The sequence below is a fragment of the Glycomyces buryatensis genome (genome assembly GCF_004912275.1).
Classification (GTDB): Bacteria; Actinomycetota; Actinomycetes; order Mycobacteriales; family Micromonosporaceae; genus Glycomyces; species Glycomyces buryatensis.
Genome location: NZ_STGY01000028.1, coordinates 26,573 through 47,965, shown reverse-complemented (window position 1 = coordinate 47,965; position 21,393 = coordinate 26,573). Strand labels below are relative to the sequence as shown.

The following is a 21,393-nucleotide window of genomic DNA, read 5'->3' as shown; positions in this document are numbered from 1 at the left end:
CCTCCATCGAGGGTTCGATGTGGTTGGTGTGGACGAGAAGGGACGCTTATTCGGTCCCGGTGGAGGCTGCGACTCTGGAGCCTCCGATGAAGAGCGCGGTCAGGGTCAGGACCGCCGAGACGGCGGTGAGGCAGGCGAAGGCGATGCGCAGGTCGAACGCGCCGGCGAGCTGGCCGACGATCACCGGTCCGAGCAGCAGGCCGACATAGCCGATGGACGAGGTCGCGCCGATGCTCGCCCCGCGCCGCTCGGCGGCGGCGCGGCGCCCGACCAGGCCGTAGACCGTCGGGGCCGCGACCGAGATCGCCGCACCGGTGACGGCGAATCCGGCGAGTGCGAGCACCGGTGAAGTGGCGACGGCGATCACGACCGTGCCGACGCCCGAGACGGCACCGGCCGTGAGCAGTACGACCCGGTCGGACAGGCGGGTGGAGATCCAGTGGCCGGCAAGCCTGCCGAGGACCATCGAACCGGCGAAGATCGCCGGGGCCAGACCGGAGATCGCGGCGGGGGTCCCGACCTCGTCCTCGAGGAATACCGCGCTCCACTGCTGGACACCGCTCTCGACCAGCAGCGCCAGCGCCACGAGCAGGCCGAAGCCGAGCACGGCGCGGTCGATGCGCTTGCGCCCCTTAGCCGGGGGGCGTTCCCTGGTGACGAAGCGGGGCACGCGGTGAGCGGTGGCGGCGATGCCGACAATGGCGAGGAGACCGGCGGAGGCGAGCAGCATCCAGGGAGCGAGACCTATCGTCCTGGCGGCACCGGTGATCACCGCACCCGCCATGAGTCCGACGCTGAACAACGCGTGCGCGCGGTTCATCACCCGGACGTCCTGCTCGGCCTCCACCGTGGCGGCCATGCTGTTGATCACCACGTCGAATGCGCCGGAGCCGAGCCCGAACAGCAGCAGCGCGACCATGAGCATCGGCAGCGAACCCGCGAGTGCGGGCAGCGCGGCGACGACGGCGAACAGGACCGTCGCGGCGATGACGACGGGCCGGCCGAATCGGTCGAGCAGGCCCCCGGTGAGGAACATCGCCGGGGCGGCGGCGAGGGCCACGCACATCATCGCCGTGCCGAGGGCCCCGTCGCTCGCTCCGGTCTGGTCCTTGATCGCCGGAATCGAGGCGGCGTACAGGCCCCAGAGCATGCCGAAGACCGCGAAGCCGAGGAAGACGGTGGCGGGTTTCAACGAGGCGTGCGATCGCGGTTCCGTTGCGGTGGTCATGTTCGAGCTGGGCTCCGTTTCATCGGGCGGCGCGCACGAGCGCGGCGCCGCCGTCGACATTGATGGACTGACCGGTCAGGTGGGAGGCGTCCGGGGAGCACAGGAAGGCGATGACCGAGGCGACGTCCTCCGGTGTCTGCTCGCGACCGGTTCGCGTCGGCGATCCGGCTTGGCGAAGCGGGACCCTGTCGGCGACGACGCGATCGAATTCCTCGCGCGAGACCGCCTCCCACTGGCGGCTCCAGACGAAGCCGGGGCGAACCGTGTTCACCCGCACGGCGCGGTCGGCGAGCTGGACGGCCAATGAATTGCTCCAATGCTCCAGCGCGGCCTTCGCCGCACCGTACGCCGGCGAGATCACCCAAGGCATGATCGCCGCGATCGAACTGACATTGCAGACGGCGCCGCCCGGGATGAGCCGATCCGACAGGGCCGCGGTCACCCGGTAGACCATCGCGGCGTTGAGCTCGAAGATATCGTCCCAGACCGCGGGCGGCGGCCACGCCGTTTCGGCCACCTCGGCCACCGGCGGCTTGCGCTCGCCGCCGATGATGTTGACCAGCACCGACAGTTCGGAGGGCAGCTCTCCCACAATCGCCGTGAGTTCCTCCGGATTCCCGAGGTCGCAGCGGTGGAATCGGGCGCCTTCGGGCAGGTCCGCGGTCGGTTTCTCGACATCGACGACGATGGCGCTGTCGACGGTTCCCTTGCGCAGCAGCGTCTCGACCACGGCCCTTCCGATGGCGCCGCATCCTCCGGTGATCAGGGCGGTCGTCGCTTCGCTGCTCATGTCGTCTCCTGGAGGTTCAGCGTGGGGTGGACGAGGCGCCGGTAGTCGTGGACGAGCCGCGGCATCAAGAAGTTCGCCCTCGCGCCGGCCGCGGCCGCGAGGCCGAGTTCCCGGCGCCGCGCGGGCTTGCGCAGCAGTCCGGCGACGGCGTCGGCGAAGGCGGCATCGTCCTCAGCCGGGACCAGCAGCCCGGTCCGTCCGTGCCGGATCTGTGCCCGGATCCCACCGACGTCCGATGCCACGACGGCGCGCTCCTTGAGCATCGCCTCGGTGACGGTGAGACCGAATCCCTCCTGGAGGCTCTTCTGGGTGACGACGTCGGCGCGACGCTGCAATGCGTTCACCAGCAGCGCATTGCGTTCGGGATCCGCCATCGACATGGTCACCAGGTGGGCTCGGACTCGCAGTGCATCGGGCATGGCCTCCCTGACCCGCCGCACCTGGGACAGCACCGCCAGACCCTCGGGATCATCCGTGATCTCTCTCGGTTCGGGGCCGGCCAGCACCAGATGCGCTTCGGGAGGGAGCCGTTCGAGACTGCGCAATACCTCCGCCATTCCTTTCAGCGGATCCCAGCGGGACACCTGTAGCACCATCGGGGCCGATTCGGGAATGGGACCGTCCTGCTCTACGGCCGCTTCGGATTCGGCGTATTCGTGCCCGAGCAATCCGATGCCGGACAAGCGCGAGTCGACCTCCGAGTCGGACAGGTCCCTATTCTTCGGTGATTCCGGGGCGATGGCCGGCAATACGACGTGCCGTCTGCTCTCGGGAACCTGTGTCGGGGCGAATTCGGCCCGACTGGTGAGCACTGTGTCGACGTATTTCAGATAGGGCTCGAAGAATTGCCACACCGCCGAATGCGGCGTCGTCTCATCGGGTTTCGAACCGATATGGCAATGCCAGACGACCCGCATTCCGCGACTCGACAGCCCGGGGGCCAGGCCCAGCGTCTGCGGATCATGCAGGACGACCACATCGCCGGCCGCGAGGTGGTCGGCGAACCATTCGGCCTGCGGCCGGAGGGTCGTCCTGTACAGGCTCGCGAGGTCGTCGTCCTGGAGCAGTCCTGCGTCGCCGCTGCCGTGGAGGAGGTGGTGGATCCGCTTGGTCAGGTCGAAGAATTCGGAACTTCCCGAGATCACGCCCCATCCGACCGACAGTCCGGCTGATGCCTGCGACTCGACCAGGTGGGAAAGGAGTTCGGCCACGCCGCCGCCCTTCGCGGTGGCGTTGACATGAATCAATCGAGAAGTGTTCGATTGCAAGGGAAAGTGCACCCATGTGGGCACTGTTCTGTTCTTGGTCATGAACTCTCAAAGGTTTGTAGTCTGCTGTATGAAAATCCAGTGGCAGAGATGGGATGGGACTGTCGGTGGATTCTCCCGCGAACAACACCTTCGTTGAACTCGTGCCGGGAAACCCACCATAAATGATCGACTTGGCCCGCGCATGAAGACAAAATCCACCAACTTGGATATATGCGTGCAATGGGTTACGGACGGTAATTTTCCACATTGCACACGGGTCGACTGTGGCCGCATGGAGGCGATGTTCCGCCTGTGACTACCCTGGGTAATGTAGTGATTTGTACCACTATTGGGGTAAATCTCGACTTGCCTAGAACCCGCAACCTCGACTGCGAATAGTGGACACTCGCTGGTCATGCCCCGTGCTCTGATTGGAAAGAACGCGGACAACTTCCGGCAACGAGACGTAGCCTTGCCGACCGATGCCGGAGAACTGTCGCCGCGGGCACTGGTACAACAGGACTCCCGTGCGGCCCGCTCACGCCTGGAGGTTCCGTGTCCATCGTCGACCCCGACCATTCCGCCCTGCGAACGAACTACGCACAGCAGTGGACCGAGGGCTCCATCGCCTTCCGGGACGGCACCTTCCATCCCGATCCCATTCCGCGCGACGGCGAATCGCGCTTCGGGCTCAGCCTCGTGGTCCGGCTCGAAGGGCCCTTCGGCGAGCGGATCGCCGAAGAGTCCGCGGCCATCGCCGCTCTCTGCCGTGGCGCTCACCTGAACTACGCCCCGAGCGACCTGCATATGACGGTGCGCAGCGTGGAGGGCTTCCAGGACACGGTGCCGCAGCACCAGATCGACCACTACCTCGGCCAGCTCAAGCGCGCCGTCGAAGGGCTCGGCCCGATCGCGGCGAGCTTCAGGGGCCTCGGCGGCTCACGCGGCGGCCTCTACGTCCGCGGCTTCCCGAACCCGGCCCTGCTCGAACTGCGGCGCCGCCTGCGCGACGCCCGCGTCCCCTTCGGCAACCTCGGCCCCGCCGGAGGCGACGGCGACCGCTGCCGCGACAACGCGCACGTCTCCGTGCTGGTGCCGCGCGAGGCGGTCCCCGAACCGGAGGCCGCCGCCTACATCGACTCCCGCACCGACGTCGATTTCGGCTCGATTAGATGCAACGAGGTGTCGCTCGTGGTCTGGCGTCCCGACCTGCGAGCCGCCAACATCGAGGAAATCGAGAGCATCAGCTGGTGAGTCGGACTCGTGTCCATGCCATCCACCAGACTCCGGCCCTGAACCATTGGCTCTGCCTCCGGCGCGTCCGATGGGAACGCCCTGGCGACATCGACCGCGAAGGAGAGCCCGATGTCCGGGCGCTGAAAACTGAAGCCCACACGCCGCAGCAGCTTGCCCATGCCCTGTTCAGTGAAGGACACCCCGAACAACCGCTCGGCGCTTGACCTGGTCCGATCGGGCTCGTTATGCTGGGTGCGGCTGATGCGGCCGGCCGCCTGCGCCCTTCGGGGCATGGTGAACGCATCTCGATTCGCGCCGGTTCGGACCCTTCTCAGCGGCGAACCTGTCAGCAACGCAGGCACTGATCACGGCTTTCGCCTCAAGAAGGACGACATCATGCGCGATTTCCGCGACGCCAAGACCATGGCCAAGACCCTGCGCGCCGAGCTGAACCGCCACGGGCTGGCCGAGGTGACCCACAGCCAGAGCCTCGAAATCGTGGCGCGGCAGTTCGGGTTCGACGAATGGAACATCCTGGCCGCCAAGCTCAATGCGGCCGAGACCTCCCGCGCCGATGGCATCGCCTTGGAGGCGCCCACGCCGGTCCTGCGGATCTTCTCGGTGGAAAAGGCCAAGGAGTTCTACCTCGACTACCTCGGGTTCAACCTGGCCTGGGAGCACCGCTTCGAGGACGGCATGCCGCTGTACATGCAGGTCGTACGCGACCGCACAGTCCTGCACATGAGCGAGCATCACGGTGACGGCAGCCCTGGCGCGGTCGTCTTCGTCCCGATGACCGGACTCGAAGCCTTCCATCGAGAGCTCGGGGCGAAGGACTACCCCTATATGAACCCGGGTATCGAAGCGGTGCCGTGGGATGCCCGATCGATGACCGTCATCGATCCGTTCGGCAACACCCTGCGGTTCAACGAATACCAGTAGCGACCCTTACGGATACGTTTGGGACGCATGGGATTATGCCTGCGTGACAGGTGTGATCAGCGCGGCGGATGCGACGATGGTGGAGCTGTTCAGCGGGCTCGAACAGCGTCAGTTCGCAAAGCTCGTCCGCCAGCTCCGACGCGAAGGGGCCGACCCCGCTCGCAGGGGTCGGCCCTGGAAACCGGCTTTCGAGGACCGGTTGCTGCTGGTCACGGCCTACTGGCGCACCAACCTCACGATGCGCCAGCTCGCGGCCCTGGTGAACTCGCGGTGGAAGTCCCGTCGGTCCCGTTCGGCCATCGCCTTGCCGTGGAGACGGGCGGCGTCGCCGCTTCGGCCCACTCGGCGAATACGGCGAGGCGTCGGATCTGCATCCGACGCGGGGACACCACGGGTGCACCCAACTGCATCCCGGCGAGCATCTCGATGTGATGCAGCCCCGATGCCGAAGGCGGACCGAGCAGCGCGCCGGCCGGCCGTATCAGAGGCGTTGGAGGTTGAACAACTGGTTGGCGCCGCCGGTGCGGTTCCATTGGGAGATGCGGGCGCCGTCCGCAGTGGACTGGCTCCACACGTCCATGGCGAGGCCGCTCTGGCGGTTGACGAAGCTGACGGTGCCGCCGCCGTGGTCGACGACCTCCCACTGCTGGCTCGCCGCACCGGAGCTCGGCTGCTGGGTGATGTCGGCCCCGGTGCCGGTGCCCGACACCTGCAGGATCAGGCCGGAGTGGCGGGCCCGGATCCGCCAGAACCCGCCCCCGGCGTCCACGAAGTCGAACTGCTGGTTGGCGCCAGTGTGGACTGGCCACTGGACGAGCAAGGCGCCCGCCGCGGTCGAGCCGCCTTCGATGTCGGCCGCCTTCCCGCTGTGCTGCGCCACCAACCGGTAGTACACCCCCGGCTCCACCGGCCCGCCGCTGCCGCCGCCGGTCTCCGTGGGGCGGCGGGACAGCGCCATCGCCTGGCCGACGTCGGGCAGCGGCTTGAGCCGGTAGGTGTAGGAGTAGTCGCGGCTCGCGAACAGCTTGTACTGGTCGAGCGGCTGCGCGCCCCAGCTGTTGTCGCCGCCGACGCCCGTCTGCCGGTGGTTCAGCCGCAGGACGACCTCCTGGCGCCGAGTCAGCTGGTAGTCGTGGCGGACGTTGCCCGAAAGGTCCTCCGGGGTGACGTGGGAGGCGTTCACCTCGAGCAGCGGCTCACCGGCCGCGAGCAGGCCGCGTCCGGTGCCGTCGACCAGGGCGATCCACCGGACGTCGGTCTTGTTGCCGTTCTCCTGCGGCCGGATGTAGTCGGTCCACTGGTCCGTCACGGTGGAGGAATAGCGGCCGACGTCGGTGCCGGTGCGGCGGTCCCAGTGGTTCTCCTCGGGGCCGCGTCCGTAGTAGTGCATCTGCTCCAGCGCGCCGGGCAGGAGCAGGATCGTGCCGACCTCCGGGATGTAGGGCAGGCTCGATGAGCCGGGGTGGAGGGTGTTGTCCACTCTGATCTCGCCGTTGCCGTAGACCGTGTACGCAGTGGTGTACGTCGACTGCGTGGTGGTCGGCAGGGTGCCGGTGACGGTGATCCGGCGGGATCGGTCGGACGGCCGAGCGATGACGACGCCGGTCACGGTCCGGTTGCGCCCGGCGGCTCGCCAGGTGCCGTTGCGGGTCGGGTGGCCGTTGCCGCGATCGTTGTCCGTGGGGGCCCGCCAGAAGTTGGGGACCGGTCCGGAGTTCACCAGTCGCATCCCCATCGCCTCGTAAGAGATGATCTCGCCGGTCGACTTCGAGATGGCGACGGCGAAGCCGGTGCCGGTGACGGTGATCCGGTCACCGGTCTCGGAGTCGCTCAGCATCGGCACGTCCGGGAGCGGGACGGGTTCGACCGGCGGGCTGTCGAAGTCGACCGGGAGCTGCCGCGCGGCCACCTCGAATCCGGCGTCGGCCCAGGTGGTCGCGGTCTTGAGCGTGAACGACAGCTCGAGGAAGTGCTCAGTTCCGGGCGCGGGTTCGGCCGGGCGCTGGATCGGCACCCGGATCGTCTTGTCCGACAACGGGGGGATGTCGAGCTGCTGGGCGGTGAGGCCGCCGCTCTGGATCGCCTCGCCGTCGGCGATCAGGGCCCAGGCGCCGTCGAACTCGTTCACGTTGGCGAAGGCGTACTCGTTGGTGATCCGGACGTCGCCGGCGGCGACGTTGTCTCCGGCGGCCGCGTTGATCGCCTGGTAGACCCGTTTGACCTCGGCTGCCTTGCCGGTCGGCTTCCGCTCGGCGGAGACGATGCCGTTGGCGCAGAAGTTGCCGTCGTTGGGGTTGTCGCCCCAGTCGCCGCCATAGGCGAGGTAGGTCGCCCCGCCGCCGAGCGGGATCGGCCAGCGCAGGCTCTGGTCGGCAAAGTCCCAGATGTATCCGCCCTGCAGGACCGGATACTGGCGGATGACGTCCCAGTACTCCTTGAAGTTGCCGTTGGAGTTGCCCATCGCATGGGAGTACTCGACCAGGATGTAGGGCCTGGTGTCGCCGGTGTCCAGAGCGCGGTCCCGGATCCCGGCGGCGGTGTTGTACATCTGGGAGCGGATGTCGCTGACCGAGGACCGGTTGTCGCCCTCGTACTGGATGATCCGGGTCGGGTCGGCCGCTCTGATCCAGTCGCGCATCGCGACGAAGTTGGAGCCGCCGCCGGCCTCGTTGCCGAGGGACCACATGACGACCGACGGGTGGTTCTTGTCCCGGTGGACCATCTGGGCGGCCCGGTCGATGACCGGCGCGGTCCATGCCGAGTTGGATGCCGGGTAGTCGTCTCGGACGCCGTGGGTCTCGAGGTTGGCCTCGTCCATGACGTACATGCCGTACTCGTCGGCGAGGTCGTACCAGTCGGGGTGGTTCGGGTAGTGGGAGGTGCGGACCGCGTTGATGTTGAGCCGCTTCATCAGTGCGATGTCGTGGACCATGTCCTCGCGGGTCAGCGCCTGGCCGCGGTCGGGGTGCATCTCGTGCCGGTTGGTGCCGCGCAAGGACACCGGTTGGCCGTTGATCCGCATCAGGCCGTTGCGGATCGCGAACTCGCGGAATCCGATCCGCGCCGACACGGTCTGGGTGACCGCGCCCGAGGGGTCGCGCAGCCGCAGCACGGCCGTGTAGAGGTCGGGGTGCTCGGCAGACCAGAGCCTGGGGCCCTGGACGGCCTTGGAACCGCGCGCGGTCGCGTCCCGGCCCGGTTGGACGGAGCCGATGTCGACCTGGGTCGCCAGCGGCGCGGGCCAGACGGATTCGCCGTCCTTGTCATAGAGCAGGGTCTCGACCGTGTAGGTCCCCGATCGCTGGGCACCGCTGTTGCGGACGGCGACCGCGACCGCCAGGTCGGCGTTGGTGTAGCCGTCCCGCAGCGGCGTGTCGATCTTGAAGTCGCGCAGGTGGACCGTGGGGAGCGAATAGAGGAAGACCGGACGGAAGATGCCGGACAGGCGGATGAAGTCCTGGTCCTCCATCCAGTCGCCGTCGGGGAAGCGGTAGACCTCGACCGCGATCAGATTGGCGCCGGGCCGGACGTGGTCGGTGATGTCGAATTCGGACGGTGTGAAGGAGCCTTCGCGGTAACCGACCTTGGTGCCGTTGACCCACAGGTAGAAGCCGGATTTGACTCCCTCGAAGTGGAGGTGGACGCGGCGGCCCTGCCAGGCGGACGGCAACTCGAAGGTGCGGCGGTACTGACCGACCGGGTTGAACCGCGTTGGCGCGAAAGGCGGCTGGGCGTTCTCATGTTGGCCGTTGGCACCCCACCACGGGTAGGTGACGTTGGTGTAGATCGGGAAGTCGTAGCCGGCCGGCTGCCAGTTGGAGGGCACCGGCATGGTGTCCCAGTCGCCGTCGTCGCGATCGGTGCGCCAGAAGTCGGTGTCGCGGTCCGCGGGCCGGTCGGCGTGCTGGAACCGCCAGTCGCCGTTGAGGTCGAGTCGGTACGGCGAGTCGGTGCGGTCGGCTTTGAGCGCCTGCTGGAGGTCGGCGTACGGCATGAACGTCGCGTGGGCGGGCTGTGAGCCGACTTCGAAGATCCCGATGTTGTTGTTCCACTCGGGGTAGCCGTTGGGCGGGTCGGTCCACGCCGCCGTGACGTTCTCGACGTCGGCGGCCTCCTCGGGCCCCGCTGCGGCGGATTCGGCCGCCACTGGGATAGAAGCGCTCCCAAATGCGGCGAGACCGCTCCCGAGGATCGTTCGGCGGCGTGCGCGGGCGTGCCTGACGGGTTCATTGGACATGACGGCCTCCTATGGGCTTCAGGCGCGTTGGAGTTCGAAGCGCTGGTTGGTACTGCCGGTGTAGTTCCACTGGGAGACGCGGGCGCCGTCGGCGGTGGAGGCGCTCCAGACGTCCATGGCCAGTCCGCTTTGGCGATTGACCAGGCTGACGGTGCCGTCGCCGTGGTCGACGACCTCCCACTGCTGGCTCGCCGCACTCGAAGTGGGCTGCTGAGTGATATTGGCCCCGGTCCCGGTGCCGGCGACCTGGAGGACCAGTCCGGAGTGCCGGGCCCGGATCCGCCGGTACCCGCCCCCGACGTCCACGAAGTCGAACTGCTGATTCGCCCCACTGTGGAGCGACCACTGGATCAGGGCGGCACCGGCCCCGGTCGAGGCGCCCTCGATGTCGGCCGCCTTCCCGCTGTGCCGCGCCACCAACCGGTAGTTCACGCCGGGCTCCACCACCGATCCCCCGCCGAGGGAGGTGGCGTGGTAGGTGTGGCCGGATTCGCCGTCGAACTCGATCAGGTCCTTCTCGGGCCGGTCCGGGTCGATCGCTTCGCCGTCCGCCTCGTCGACCAGCTCGTAGTCGCCGGTGAACATGCGACTGCGGACGCTGACGGTGCCGTCGCGGTCGGGTGTGACGGTGAGTTCGTCGATCGAGCCGGCGCTCCAGGCGGCACCGATCGTGTAGCCGCCGCGCCCGCGCAGGCCCGACACGGACCCGGTCGGCCAGGCGGACGGCAGCGCGGGCAGCAGGTGCAGCTCGCCGTCGTGGCTCTGCAGCAGCATCTCGGCGATCCCTGAGGTCGCGCCGAAGTTCCCGTCGATCTGGAACGGCGGGTGCAGGTCGAACATGTTGGGCGCGAGCCGTTCCGGTGTCACCAGGAAACGGATCAGGTCATGCGCCCTGGTGCCTTCTTCCATGCGCGCCCAGTAGTTGATCTTCCAGGCCAGCGACCAGCCGGTGCCCGCGTCCCCGCGCAACTCCAACGTCCGGCGGGCCGCCTCGAACAGCTCGGGGGTACCGCGTCGGGTGATCTGATTGCTCGGGTGCAGGCCGTAGAGGTGCGAGACGTGCCGGTGATTCGTCTCGAGCTCGGTCCAGTCGTGAAGCCATTCCATGATGTTGCCGCGCGAGCCGATCCGCATCGGGGCCAGCCGGTCCCGCGCCGCCCGGACCTGGTCGCGGAAATCGGCGTCGATTCCCAGCACCTCGCTGGCGCTCGCGCAGCCGTCGAACAGATCCCGCAGGATCTGCGAGTCCATGGTGGGCCCGGCGCAGACGCTGACGCCGTCATGATGCGGTAGCTCCGGAGAGTTCGACGGGTTGGTGACCAGCCAGCCGAGGTTCGGCTCCTCCACCAGGGTCTCCAGGAAGAACTGGGCGGCGCCCTTCATCGCGGGATAGTTCGCCTCCAGGAATCCGCGGTCGCCGGTGAAGCGGTAGTGCTCCCAGATCTGGGTGGCGAGCCACGCCCCGCCGGTCGGCCACATGCCCCATACCGCCCCGTCGACGACCGAGGCGCCCCGCCAACCGTCGGTATTGTGGTGGGTCACCCAACCGCCCGCGCCATACTGCACGTCGGCGACCCGGGCTCCAGTGCGCGAGAGGTCATCGATCAGGTCGAAGACCGGTTCGAGGCACTCGGCGAGGTTCGTCGTTCCGGCCGGCCAGTAGTTCATCGGCAGGTTGGCGTTGATGGTGTACTTCGACTCCCACGCCGGGGTCATCGAGTCGTTCCAGATCCCCTGCAGGTTGGCCGGCTGGGTGCCGGGACGCGAGGAGGCGATCAGCAGGTAGCGGCCGTACTGGAACAGCAGGGCCGAGAACTGGGGATCGTCCGTCGTGTTGTGCCCGGAGATGCGGACATCGGTCGGCTGGTCGGCCGCGGCGGTCCGGCCGAGGTCGATTGTGGTGCGGTCGAACAGTTCCCGGTAGTCGGCCACATGCCGGGACCGGAGGTCCTCGTACGAGGCGTCGGTCGCGGCGTCGAGATGGCCCCAGGCGATCCCCTGGTAGTCGCCGTTCACGTTCTGGTAGTCGACGTAGCTCGTCCCGATCGAGATCAGCACCGTCACGGCGTCCGCATCGGACACCTGGAGCATGCCCCCGGAGGAACTCGCGGTGCCCCCTTCAACGATGGCCCGCGCCAGCGCGAGGAACCTGACCGACCCGGCGATGCCCCGGTGTTCGCCCGATATGCCGTCGAGGGCGACGGTCCGGGAGTCGGGGCTGGATGTCGACGCGTCCTGTGGAGTGTCGAACGAAGCGGTGAACGAGATCCGGCCTGAAGCGTCGGCAGTGAGTCGCATCGCGATGACCTGGTCGGGCGCGGTGGCGATGACCTCGCGCTGGTACCGCACGCCGTTCGCGAGGTAGCCGACGCCGGTGGTGGCGGTGGTCAGGTCGAGCCACCGCTCGTACTCGGAGACCTCGTCGATGCCGCCGAAGGCGAGGTCGAGGTTCCCGACGGGCTGGTAGGCGAGCTGGCCGGCGGGGTCGCCGAGCATGGTCTGGTCGATGAGGTTCTGCGCCTGACCCCCCTGGTCGGCGAAGACCAGTTGCCGGATCTGCTGGAGGGAGTCGGCCCCGGCCGGGTTGCTGTAATCGTGCGGGCCGCCCGCCCAGACCGTGTCCTCATTGAGCTGCAACCGCTCCGAGGTGGCGTCGCCGAACACCATCGCTCCGAGCCGGCCATTGCCCACCGGGAGGGCGCGCAGCCACTCGGTTCCCGCGGGCTCGTCGTACCACAGTGCCAGGTCACCGGCCGCCCGCACGGCCGACGGCGCCGCCGAGGCCGCACGCGGCGCCACCCACTGGAGCGGAGCCGCGAGAGCGCCTACCGCTCCGTATTTGATCACCTGTCTACGCCGTAGCACTGCCATATCGATCCTCCTATGTCGATCTCCCAGGCCAGGAAGCAATACCGCTGACCTGGGAGTTCTGGTCGGGTTGACAGGATTTGCACCTGTAACCCCTCGTCCCGAACTATGCGGCCCTCAAACTCAACCGAGGGTCCAGCGCTGGTTGGACCCGCCGTGGCAGTCCCACAGTTGTGCCTTGCTGCCGTTGTTCTGGGACTGGCCGGCCACCTCCAGGCACCGAGCCGACTGGGTGCCGAGGATCTCGGATTCACCGCCGCCCGGTTCGCCGGACTGGAACTGAGTGAAGAAGCTCCAGGTCACCCCCGAGGTCCAGGTCTGCCATCCGTCGCTGGTGGATCCGTCGATCGGACCGGGGGTGTGGCCGCCGTCGAACGCCGCCCACATGACCGGATACTCGGCCCGGCAACCCGAGTAGGAGGTGACGGTGTGCGTTCGACTGCCCGGGGCCGGCTCGGGCGGGTTCTGCGGGGTGCAGCCGTTGTTGGCGACGAACCTGTCGCGCAGCGAACGCCCCTGGGAGATATTGAGGACCGGGTCCGAGATGCCGTGGATGCCGAGGTAGGCGATGGGCTGCGTACCGCCGCTGCATCCGCTGAGCTGTCCGCCGGCATAGACCGCGACCGCTCGGAAGACCGTCGGCCTGGCGCAGGCGAGGGCGTAGCTCATGCCGCCGCCGTAGCTGAACCCGAGGGCGAAGCGCTGTTCGGTGTCGACGCAGAGGCCGGCCTCCACTCGCGCGATCATGTCATCGACGAAGGTGACGTCCCGACCTCCGGAATTGGCCCAGCCGTTGCCGATGCCTTGCGGCGCCACGAAGATCGCGCTGTTGTTCGACAGACGCTGCAGTCCGTAATAGGACCACAGCGCGCCGTCGGATCCGCCGGAGGAGACATCACCGGCCGTGCCACCGTTCCAGTGGAAAGCGAAGATCAGCGGGTAAGAGCGGCTGCTGTCGTAGTTGTCGGGGACCCGCAGGATGAACGAGCGGTTCGTACCACCGCTCTGGATCGTGTGTGTGCCGCTCGAAAGGGTCGGAGCGCTCCCACATCCGGCACTCGATGCGAGGGTGGTGACGTCCGAGGTCGGACTGGCGGCGGGCGGCTCGGCATGGGCCCCTGAAGCGCCGAGCGATCCGGCGACGGCGCAGGCCATGACGCCGATCAGCGCCAGCAGCCGATGGCGGGTGTTTCGGCGCCTTCGCTCGGATCGGTCGCGGCTCGAGAATGGTCTCACTGCTGCTTCTCCTTGCGTGCCACGAAGGTCAACACCTTCAATTGAAGTTCATCGATGCGATAGTGTCCTCATGGTACTTACATATGATGTATAACGTCAAGAGATCAGTGCAATCATGGATGAAATGTGCTTCATAGCCGCTACAGGTGTTCATCGGGGGTACAGTCATCTGATCTTTGGCGAAGGGTCGCGGCTCCCAGAGACGCGTGAAGGCCCCTGCCGGGTTCCGCAGGGGGCCTTCACGGTGCGGCTAGTCGTGATTAGCCAGTCGGTGATGATGGCGACGTGGACGGTGTCCAGGTAGTGGACGGCAAGTTTGTCGTGTCGGGTCGCGACGGGGCCCATGTGGGTGTGTGGAGGTACTTCATCGGCAATAGCCCAGCTGAAGCTCGGGACGGATCCCGGACGACACCGCGCCTCCCCGATTCGGGTCCAACGCTAGGACCACCGACGGGTCGACTACGGCGCGCTCATGCCGTTTCGAGGTGTGCGAGGACGAGTTCGGCGAAACTGGTTCCGAGCGGACACAGGGTCGACTGGTACTGCTCCTCGCCGATGGTCGTGATCATGAACGACTGGTCAGGACTGGTCGCGACGATGGTGAAGCAGATCGCCTGGAACTCTTCCTGGATGACTGTGTAGCCGTCGATCGCGGCGTCCGTGTCGCGGCCGTCCTTCCAGTCCTCTGCAACCGTCTCCGCGTCCTCCGAGAGGTGGATGGTGATTCCGGCGGAGACGCCGTCGCGCGTCTCCCAGTTGCAGGTCTTGCCCGAGTCGCCTTCGCTCTCTTCGGGATTGGTGAGGCCGAGGGCGAAGGCATCTATGTCGTTGATCGCGGTGCAGGGATCCCCCGCCAGTTCCTCTGATGTGACGAGCTCTGGCGACGGCGTCGCCTCGGGTTGGGTGGATCCGTCGAAGGGTGAGGTGGTGTCCGAGGCGGAGGACGAGCCCGAGCCGTCGGCGGTCGGGTCGTCTCCTGGGCCGTTCTCGTCGGAGCCGCATCCGGTGATTGCCAGTCCGAGCAGAGCGGCGGACACGATGCCCACCGCCCGACTGTTTCCACGGATCCCCTGCCGTGCAGATGAAAGGCGCATATCAGGAAGGTACGTCGGCAGCCACGGGACTGGTCCCGGCGTAAACCTCGACAATGCACCGTGAATACGAGTTCCGGGGACCGGTCCCGATGCCGGCGTTGTATATCTGGGTTCCCGTTCAGAGGAGGTCGTGGTGTCCCGGAAGCGCCTGTTTGTCGTCGCCGGCGTCGTCCTGCTCGCGGTCGTCGTGTCGGTGATCGTGGTCGTGGTGAGGTCGTCTGGCGACGGACCGGCGGATGCCGAATCATCGGAGCGTTCGAGCGTTTACGCCTACCGGCGGGCCGAGGTCAACGGCAGCTCACCGACCGGCATCGGAACCAGACTGGTCCTGATGGACGGCGACGACTTCATCGGTAGCGAAGCATTCCCGGGCGCTACGGCGCTCCAGTTCACGGTCGACGGTGCCTACGTGTTCACTCGCGCGCTCGGCCTGGACGAGATCGCCGCCATCTCGGTCAGCACTGGCGAGGTAGTCACGGTGCCATGCCAGGGGTGTGATGAGCACTTCGAGGAGTGTTCCTGCCCAGGGGTGGTGCCGGTCGGGGGCAGCAGGATTGCTTGGGTCGGCCCTGACGGCCGGCTCGTCTACGCCGATTTCGCGGCAGAGGAGCCGTCGCCGCAGGTGACGGAGACCGTGCTGCCGACCGAGGAAAGCTACCGCGACGACCTGGAGCACCCCTATCTGGTCGGAGGAACGGACAGCATCGCCGTCACCGCGTACCCGAGCGGATACTTCCCCCTCACCTCACCGCTCTTCCTGGTGCCGACGGAAGGCGAGCCGCAGCGGATCGAAGTGGACGGTCGGCTCAATATCACCGGGGCAGCGTTCAGCCCTGACGGCGCGCAGCTGGCCATCGTCGGATTTAGAAGCGGCTGCCCGACAGTGACGGTCGTCGACATGGACTCGGGCGTCGCAGGGGAAGCCACGCGTGTCACCGACAGCTGCAATTGGCGCGACATCTCACTCGACAGGGTGTGGTGGGACACCGACGGCACGCTCAACGCCTACTACCTACACGAGGACGAACCTGTCGGCGTGCACCGGCAACTGGTCGAGGGCGAATGGGTCGACGCGGCGGAGCCAGGCAACGTCCAAACCTTTCAGTTCAGTGGCGACACCGCGCTGACGATCACGCAGCTCGACGAAGAAGCCCACGCCAATCTCCTCGAACTAGTGGTCGGCGGGGAACCCGAGCGGATCGACCACAACGTCCACGCTGTCACCGTCGCACCGGAAGGCGCAGCCAACTTCCGCTGAATCCCGCGGGTGCACGAGCGCGGGCGCGCACCAGGTCTTCCAGGGAGCATCTTCCCTGCCTTGCAAAGGAATTCATCCAGGACGAGCGGTGGTCCCTCCAGCGTCGAGGTCCGGTCTTGTCAGAGCATGCGACCATGCTCCGCGCCGCGCTCCGCGACCGGGGCTTCCCCGCGCTGGCAGCCGTCGTGGAGGAGGAGACGTACGCGTCGGTCCCGGACCGCGATATTCGGACGAGCACCTCGGCGTCGAATCATGAACGAGTCCGATCGGCTCAACGAGGACGGTTCGCGCTGAGCGCGGGTGTGCTGCGGAAGGCCCGCATCGCGAAAATTCCGACCGCCGTGGCCGTGGCGGCCAACAGCAGGAGCCCGATCATGTAGTCGCTGCGGGCCTGATAGTCGGCGCCCATGATGAGCGGCGGGAAGTAGCCGCCGAGGCCGCCGGCGGCGCCGACGATCCCGGTGACGCCGCCGACGCGGGCCGGTTCGACCTTCTCGGCCACGAGCGCGAACACGCCGCCGGTGCCCAGGCCGAGGAACAGGGCCATGAGGACGAACGAGGTTCCGGCCGGGATCTCCAGCGGCGGCTCGAACGCGAGGACGACGGCCACGGCCGCCGCGCCGAAGAAGGAGACGAGGCAGACCTTGAGCGGGCCGACCTTGTCCGAGAGGATGCCGCCCGCGGGGGGCGCGACGACCGCGGCGAGGCTGAACCCGGCGGTGCGCAGGCCCGCTTCGGTCTGCGTCAGGTCGTAGGCGGCGACGAGCATGGTCGGCAGGTAGGTCGAGAAGGCGACGAACCCGCCGAAGGCCACGGCGTACAGCAGCGACATGTGCCAGGTGACCTTGAGCCCCGCGATCGCCTTGAACCGCGGCAGGGCCGGTTCGGTGTTCGGTCTCCACTGCGGGGCATTGCGCGCAAAGGACCAGCAGACCAGGCCCATCGCCGCCAGTGCCGCGCACATGAGCAGGTGCGTCGGCAGGAGGCCCAATCCGTCGACCAGGCGCGGGGTGAGGAACGCCGAGAGCGCGGTGCCGCCCATGCCGGCGCCGAAGATCCCGGTGGCGAAGCCGCGCTTCGAAGGCGGATACCAGGCGTTGACGAACGGGATGCCGACCGCGAACGAGGTTCCGGCGACGCCGAGGAGGTGGACTACCGCCAGACGGTCTCGGTGTGGTTCCGCAGCATCTGGATGCTGCGACCCTACGTGGTCTACCGATCCAGGGACCGCGAACCGGCCCACACGACCCGCCCGGTCCGTCGCGGTTGGAACTGAACGGGCCCACAGCCGATTCGGCGGTATGACAGTGCGCAGGCTGTGTGGTCTCCGATCTGAACCAGGCGCAGTCCAAAGGTGCTGCCTGGCGGGGGAGAGTTCGACTCAAGGAACTTGTAGTCCGGCTTCCTAAGCGCGGGGACAACCTCTTCTTCGAAGGCATCGCCGATCAGGCCCTGCTCGCAGAGGATCGAGGGGCCCGCCGAGGCGCCGATGCTGTCAGACTGGTCGAAGCAGTGTGTGATGCAGGGGGATTCGATGACATTCTTTCGTCGCGGGAGCAGCGCTCGGCCGCTTCGGTACTTTCTGTACATCTCTGAAACGAAGGTCGACAATCTGCTCCCACAGATCCCCCCGAAGTTCCTGCGGACTATGGGGTTCGAGGTCTCGGTCAATGCGATGGTGGCCAGCGCTGTCGTGAGGCGTGAACGCCCGGAGGAGCCTGTGGCACTGTCGACGCGAGTCTCGCTCCTGAGTGATTACATCGTGCAACACGAGCGGGTCGGGACGATCGAGGATCCTGCGCCGTACATTGGGGCAGTCAGTCGATTGCGGTTCGGGGTGGTGGCGGACTACGCGTCGGAACTTGCGTTCTTCGGGGGCGAGGTAGATGGCGTGAAACTCGGACTGATCGGCTCTTCCAGCAGCATGGTGGGTGCCGCCGATCCCATCGCCTCCGACAATGGCCTTGAGTACTACACCTTGCTATTTCTCAACGGTGTCGTCGATCAGGAAACCCTGTCCCCGGGTCGGGCCATGGGTATCTATGAACCGGGCAGAGCGATCGATCTTGCACTGCAACTGGTCCCTGCGCAGGAGCATCGGCTTGAATTTCTCGCGAAGACGATCCGGGTTGAGGACGGTCTGGTGTTGGCGACCCCGATCTATGTCGCTATGGCCGACTGACCACTCCGTACCGGCTTCCAGCGTTGGCGACCTGGACGACGATCAGGATAGGGCCTGTGGATCGCCGCTATCGCCCCTGCCTGCCGTACATTAGTGCAAGGTGTTGGCGTGGGCGGCAGGTGAGGAAGTGTTGGGTTTCGATGAATGCGGATTGGGTCCTGCTTGGATATCGGATTGCCCGCAAGGACAGCGGAAATCTGGCGGATCGGTGGGGGACTAGCTCGTTCCTGTCGGTGTCCGAGTGGATGATTGACATGTTTCCGAACGATACTGATTGGTATGCGCATGAGCAGGACGCGTTTGCCGCGCGGTCTCTTGCGCCAGAGGGATTCGAAATAATAGGTGTCGGATGTCAACGTTCTCGTCTAGAGTTTTTGGCTGGGAACTGGGCTGCGCCACCAGCGATCGAAGGAAGAATATATACGGAGAATTCTGATCCGATTCCCGCTGGTGCTCCAGTCCTAGGATATGAGCCGGTTGCGCTCTGGTATAGAACAGTCTTCAGCTGGCGTTACTTTGGCGGAATCGCAGTCGGGGATTTTCTGGAGGAGGCTCGACCGAAATTGACAGCGAACGGTCTGCTCGAATCGCCCTCTGAATCTCAAGAGGTTGCAGTTCGGATGAATGATCTTGTCGTTGAGGAAGGCTATCCATGGCTGTCCCTCATAGTTTTCAAACCCTGTTGATCCGAAGGCTGTTCCGGGGGACGACCGCGACGCGGTGCCGGTTCGTCTGCGCCTGAAAATTCACCCGATCGACGGTAAGGTATTTCGGATCGCTGTGCGTTGCAACCGGTTTCAAACTCGCTGGTCCTTGAGGTTGACAGCTTGGGATCATTCGTTCAACATTGCGGCTGACGAATCATTGCATCCTCAAGCAGTGCAAAGACTTGCGAGGGGAACAGAGCCTGTTACGTCCACATCCCGCGCAGGGATTGAACTCCGGCGAGTAGTTCCGGCGCTTCGGGTTCGGCAATGACTTCCCTTTCCAGCTCACCCAAACTCTGGTGGGCTCCCTGTCCGTGAATCCGAAGGCACCTCAGTAATTTTCTGACGGCTCCCTGTCAGTAGAACGAGCTCGAGGGGCGAAGCCTGAAACTCCGCTCCCCGAGCCGGTTTATTTATAGCTTGGTGCTAATTATGCTGATGTGTCAGATGTTCACGCATGGCAGCCCTACAGAGTTCCACTGCCCGCCGGTTCTTGACCAGCCTTCCGCGCAAACCGTGCCGCTGCCACGGGCCGACCAGCGCTTTGTGTCGCGACCAGCCGGCCAGTAGCCGTTTGCCGAGTGCTGCTTGGACAAGCCTGGTCCCCACACATCCAGATGGCCGTCCTGTACATCGGTGTGATTGAACTCAGCCCAAACCTGGTATCCCCCGCCGGTGTAGGCCGTGTAAACGCAGACGTTCTTGTTGCAGCCCGAAGGACCGTTCTCAGCCGCCTGTGCGGCGGCCGGCGCTGTGAGCATCAGGCCGAGCATGGCGAAGCCCGTCACAAGGATCTTGATGGTTTTTCGCATTGACTGTTTCCTTTCTTGCTGGTTTCGGAATCTTGAGATGGCCATAGGCAAACATGCTGGAGCTTCAAACATGCGTCAGATCGGACTCACGGAAGCTTCAGGCCTACGTGTCGACCCGCCGGCCCCGGATCGCGTTGGAGGTCAAGGGGAGAGCGCCGGAGGCGTTAATCCGCCAGTCCCATCAGCCCAGGGTCGAGGCCGAGGTCGACTTCGGTGATGTCCGGATCGATCTGACAGGGGCGCATATGAAGTGCTTCATATTCACGCTCCGTCGCCGAAGGCAACCTGTCGTGGCAGTTCCCGACAGGGAAGGTCGAACCAGAGGAAACGGCCGAAGCTGCGGCAGTCCGCGAAGTCGCTGAGGAAACGGGCGTGAGTGTCGAAGCAGGCCACGTGATCGGCGAACGCACACACCCGGCTACGGGCAGGAGCATGGTTTATGTCTCCTGCCGGTACGTTCACGAACAGGCGCGAGTGGTCGATGCCCGTGAAATCCGAACCCGCTTCCTGATCCAGACTGGCCTGGTGACCTTGATCCTTTCGCGTACCGATATCACCGCGGCTGTGCACCTCGACACGGTGTTTGACCTGTTGGCCAAGGGGTTTCGCAACGCCGATGCCCCCAGGCCGACACCGATGAGGATCCGCGCTGACATACCCGGGCCAGGAACTGTGACCTGTTTGATGCCCGGCCTCGTGCCAGGTATACCGGCCTACACCGTCAAGGTCAACGCGAAGTTCCCCCAGTCCGCACCCGCCCTCCGCGGCGTGGTCTGCCTGTACGACCTCGACACCGGTGAACTTCTCGCACTGCTGGATTCCGCCAGTGTCACCGCCTGGCGCACCGGACTGGCCGCCGCGCTCGCGACCCACACACTCGCCGCACCAACCGCAGCCGTACTCGGGTTCGTCGGTGCTGGTGCGCAGGCGCAAACCACCCTGGTCGGCTTGCGCCACCTGCGGCAATGGGACCAGATACTGGCCACTGACCTCCACCCCGAGCGCGCGGCCGATCTTCCCGCGGCAGTAGCGCCGGACGCGGAAACAGTCGCCGCGACTGCGGACGTGGTCATCCTGGCCACCTGGTCGCGCGCACCCCTGCTGCATTCGGCCCAAACGCGGCCAGGACAGCATCTGACCTCGCTCGGCGCCGACGAACCCGGCAAACTCGAACTGTCATCAGAACTGCTCACCACCAGCCGGGTCATCGTCGATCACCTCCCCTTGGCCATCACCAGCGGCGCGCTCGGCAGCGCAGGACTTGGTGCCGAGCACTGCGACGGCACGATCGGGCAGGCCCTTCGCGGCGAACTCCCCGCCACGGCATCTTCCGACCGGCCGACTGTTTACACCCCAGTGGGATTGCCCTGGCAGGACCTGGCACTGTCCTGGGCGGTCTATCAACATGCCCTCACCACCGCAACGGGCACCCGAATCGACCTGCTTGCATTAGGACGCCCGCACGTCGGGTTCGTCGACCGGCCACTGACTGTGGACGGTCGAACGCCACTGGTCGGCTTCTTCGGCAGATGCGACGGCGCGTTTCAGGTGAT

At 66.3% G+C, this 21,393-nt stretch carries 12 protein-coding genes and 5 pseudogenes; 7 read left to right on the top strand and 10 right to left on the bottom strand.

What is annotated here, in order from left to right; all coding sequences use genetic code 11:
• Positions 1–46: 46 nt before the first annotated feature.
• From FAB82_RS07465 to FAB82_RS07455, 3 genes are read right to left on the bottom strand one after another with little or no spacing between them, the layout of a single operon-like run.
• Entirely contained in the window at positions 47–1,228 is a 1,182-nt protein-coding gene (locus FAB82_RS07465; protein WP_136533919.1) for an MFS transporter, read from the bottom strand.
• 19 nt (positions 1,229–1,247) lie between these two features.
• A complete protein-coding gene (locus tag FAB82_RS07460; protein ID WP_136533918.1) occupies positions 1,248–2,018 on the bottom strand; it encodes an SDR family NAD(P)-dependent oxidoreductase in 771 nt (256 codons plus the stop codon).
• The gene (locus FAB82_RS07455; protein ID WP_168801470.1) at positions 2,015–3,265 is read right to left on the bottom strand and encodes a glycosyltransferase; all 1,251 of its coding nucleotides are present in this window, start codon (positions 3,263–3,265) and stop codon (positions 2,015–2,017) included. The genes FAB82_RS07460 and FAB82_RS07455 overlap by 4 nt, the downstream gene beginning before the upstream one ends.
• Positions 3,266–3,823: 558 nt before the next feature.
• Here FAB82_RS07455 and FAB82_RS27900 point away from each other — a divergent pair.
• Complete coding sequence (locus FAB82_RS27900) at positions 3,824–4,522, top strand: hypothetical protein (RefSeq protein ID WP_246039491.1); 699 nt, start codon at positions 3,824–3,826, stop codon at positions 4,520–4,522.
• Between the two features lie 128 nt (positions 4,523–4,650).
• On the opposite strand, the pseudogene FAB82_RS28820 reads toward FAB82_RS27900, so the two are convergent.
• Positions 4,651–4,797 (bottom strand): annotated as a pseudogene (locus FAB82_RS28820) (helix-turn-helix domain-containing protein); the annotation flags it as partial.
• A gap of 103 nt (positions 4,798–4,900) precedes the next feature.
• Between FAB82_RS28820 and FAB82_RS07445 the strand changes: the two are divergent.
• A complete protein-coding gene (locus FAB82_RS07445; protein ID WP_136533915.1) occupies positions 4,901–5,446 on the top strand; it encodes a glyoxalase superfamily protein in 546 nt (181 codons plus the stop codon).
• A gap of 43 nt (positions 5,447–5,489) precedes the next feature.
• A pseudogene (locus tag FAB82_RS27895) lies at positions 5,490–5,705 on the top strand (helix-turn-helix domain-containing protein); the annotation flags it as partial.
• A gap of 222 nt (positions 5,706–5,927) precedes the next feature.
• Here the strand turns inward: FAB82_RS27895 and lacZ are convergent.
• The 4 genes and pseudogenes from lacZ to FAB82_RS07425 form a co-directional block, all read right to left on the bottom strand.
• Complete coding sequence (gene lacZ, locus FAB82_RS07440) at positions 5,928–9,683, bottom strand: beta-galactosidase, LacZ type (RefSeq protein ID WP_136533914.1); 3,756 nt, start codon at positions 9,681–9,683, stop codon at positions 5,928–5,930.
• 18 nt (positions 9,684–9,701) lie between these two features.
• Entirely contained in the window at positions 9,702–12,554 is a 2,853-nt protein-coding gene (locus FAB82_RS07435) for a glycosyl hydrolase family 95 catalytic domain-containing protein (RefSeq protein WP_136533913.1), read from the bottom strand.
• 129 nt (positions 12,555–12,683) lie between these two features.
• A pseudogene (locus FAB82_RS07430) lies at positions 12,684–13,706 on the bottom strand (CE1 family esterase); the annotation flags it as partial.
• Between the two features lie 551 nt (positions 13,707–14,257).
• On the bottom strand, positions 14,258–14,833 hold the full coding sequence (locus tag FAB82_RS07425; protein ID WP_168801468.1) for a DUF3558 family protein: 576 nt from the start codon (positions 14,831–14,833) through the stop codon (positions 14,258–14,260).
• A gap of 181 nt (positions 14,834–15,014) precedes the next feature.
• Between FAB82_RS07425 and FAB82_RS07420 the strand changes: the two genes are divergently transcribed.
• Complete coding sequence (locus FAB82_RS07420) at positions 15,015–16,139, top strand: TolB-like translocation protein (RefSeq protein WP_136533911.1); 1,125 nt, start codon at positions 15,015–15,017, stop codon at positions 16,137–16,139.
• A 271-nt stretch (positions 16,140–16,410) separates the two neighbouring features.
• Here the strand turns inward: FAB82_RS07420 and FAB82_RS07415 are convergent, their stop codons facing one another.
• Positions 16,411–17,382 (bottom strand): MFS transporter, encoded by a 972-nt coding sequence (locus FAB82_RS07415; protein WP_246039490.1) that lies wholly within the window; start codon positions 17,380–17,382, stop codon positions 16,411–16,413.
• A gap of 291 nt (positions 17,383–17,673) precedes the next feature.
• On the opposite strand from FAB82_RS07415, the gene FAB82_RS07410 reads away from it, so the two are divergent.
• Positions 17,674–18,321 (top strand): DUF7019 family protein, encoded by a 648-nt coding sequence (locus FAB82_RS07410; protein ID WP_136533909.1) that lies wholly within the window; start codon positions 17,674–17,676, stop codon positions 18,319–18,321.
• Positions 18,322–19,471: 1,150 nt separating this feature from the next.
• Here FAB82_RS07410 and FAB82_RS07405 read toward each other — a convergent pair.
• Positions 19,472–19,840: a hypothetical protein gene (locus FAB82_RS07405; protein ID WP_136533908.1), complete on the bottom strand. Its 369-nt coding sequence runs from the start codon at positions 19,838–19,840 to the stop codon at positions 19,472–19,474.
• A gap of 285 nt (positions 19,841–20,125) precedes the next feature.
• Here FAB82_RS07405 and FAB82_RS28815 point away from each other — a divergent pair.
• Together FAB82_RS28815 and FAB82_RS28810 are read left to right on the top strand one after the other, a co-directional pair.
• Positions 20,126–20,266, top strand: a pseudogene (locus FAB82_RS28815) (NUDIX domain-containing protein); the annotation flags it as partial.
• Between the two features lie 99 nt (positions 20,267–20,365).
• Positions 20,366–21,289 (top strand): annotated as a pseudogene (locus tag FAB82_RS28810) (ornithine cyclodeaminase family protein); the annotation flags it as partial.
• Positions 21,290–21,393 lie beyond the last annotated feature (104 nt).

Coding starts and splice junctions, on each gene's coding strand:
- lacZ (WP_136533914.1), bottom strand. CDS start 9,683: ATGTCCAATGAACCCGTCAGGCACGCCCGCGCACGCCGCCGAACGATC.
- FAB82_RS07460 (WP_136533918.1), bottom strand. CDS start 2,018: ATGAGCAGCGAAGCGACGACCGCCCTGATCACCGGAGGATGCGGCGCC.
- FAB82_RS07435 (WP_136533913.1), bottom strand. CDS start 12,554: ATGGCAGTGCTACGGCGTAGACAGGTGATCAAATACGGAGCGGTAGGC.
- FAB82_RS07445 (WP_136533915.1), top strand. CDS start 4,901: ATGCGCGATTTCCGCGACGCCAAGACCATGGCCAAGACCCTGCGCGCC.
- FAB82_RS07405 (WP_136533908.1), bottom strand. CDS start 19,840: ATGCGAAAAACCATCAAGATCCTTGTGACGGGCTTCGCCATGCTCGGC.
- FAB82_RS07410 (WP_136533909.1), top strand. CDS start 17,674: ATGACATTCTTTCGTCGCGGGAGCAGCGCTCGGCCGCTTCGGTACTTT.
- FAB82_RS07465 (WP_136533919.1), bottom strand. CDS start 1,228: ATGACCACCGCAACGGAACCGCGATCGCACGCCTCGTTGAAACCCGCC.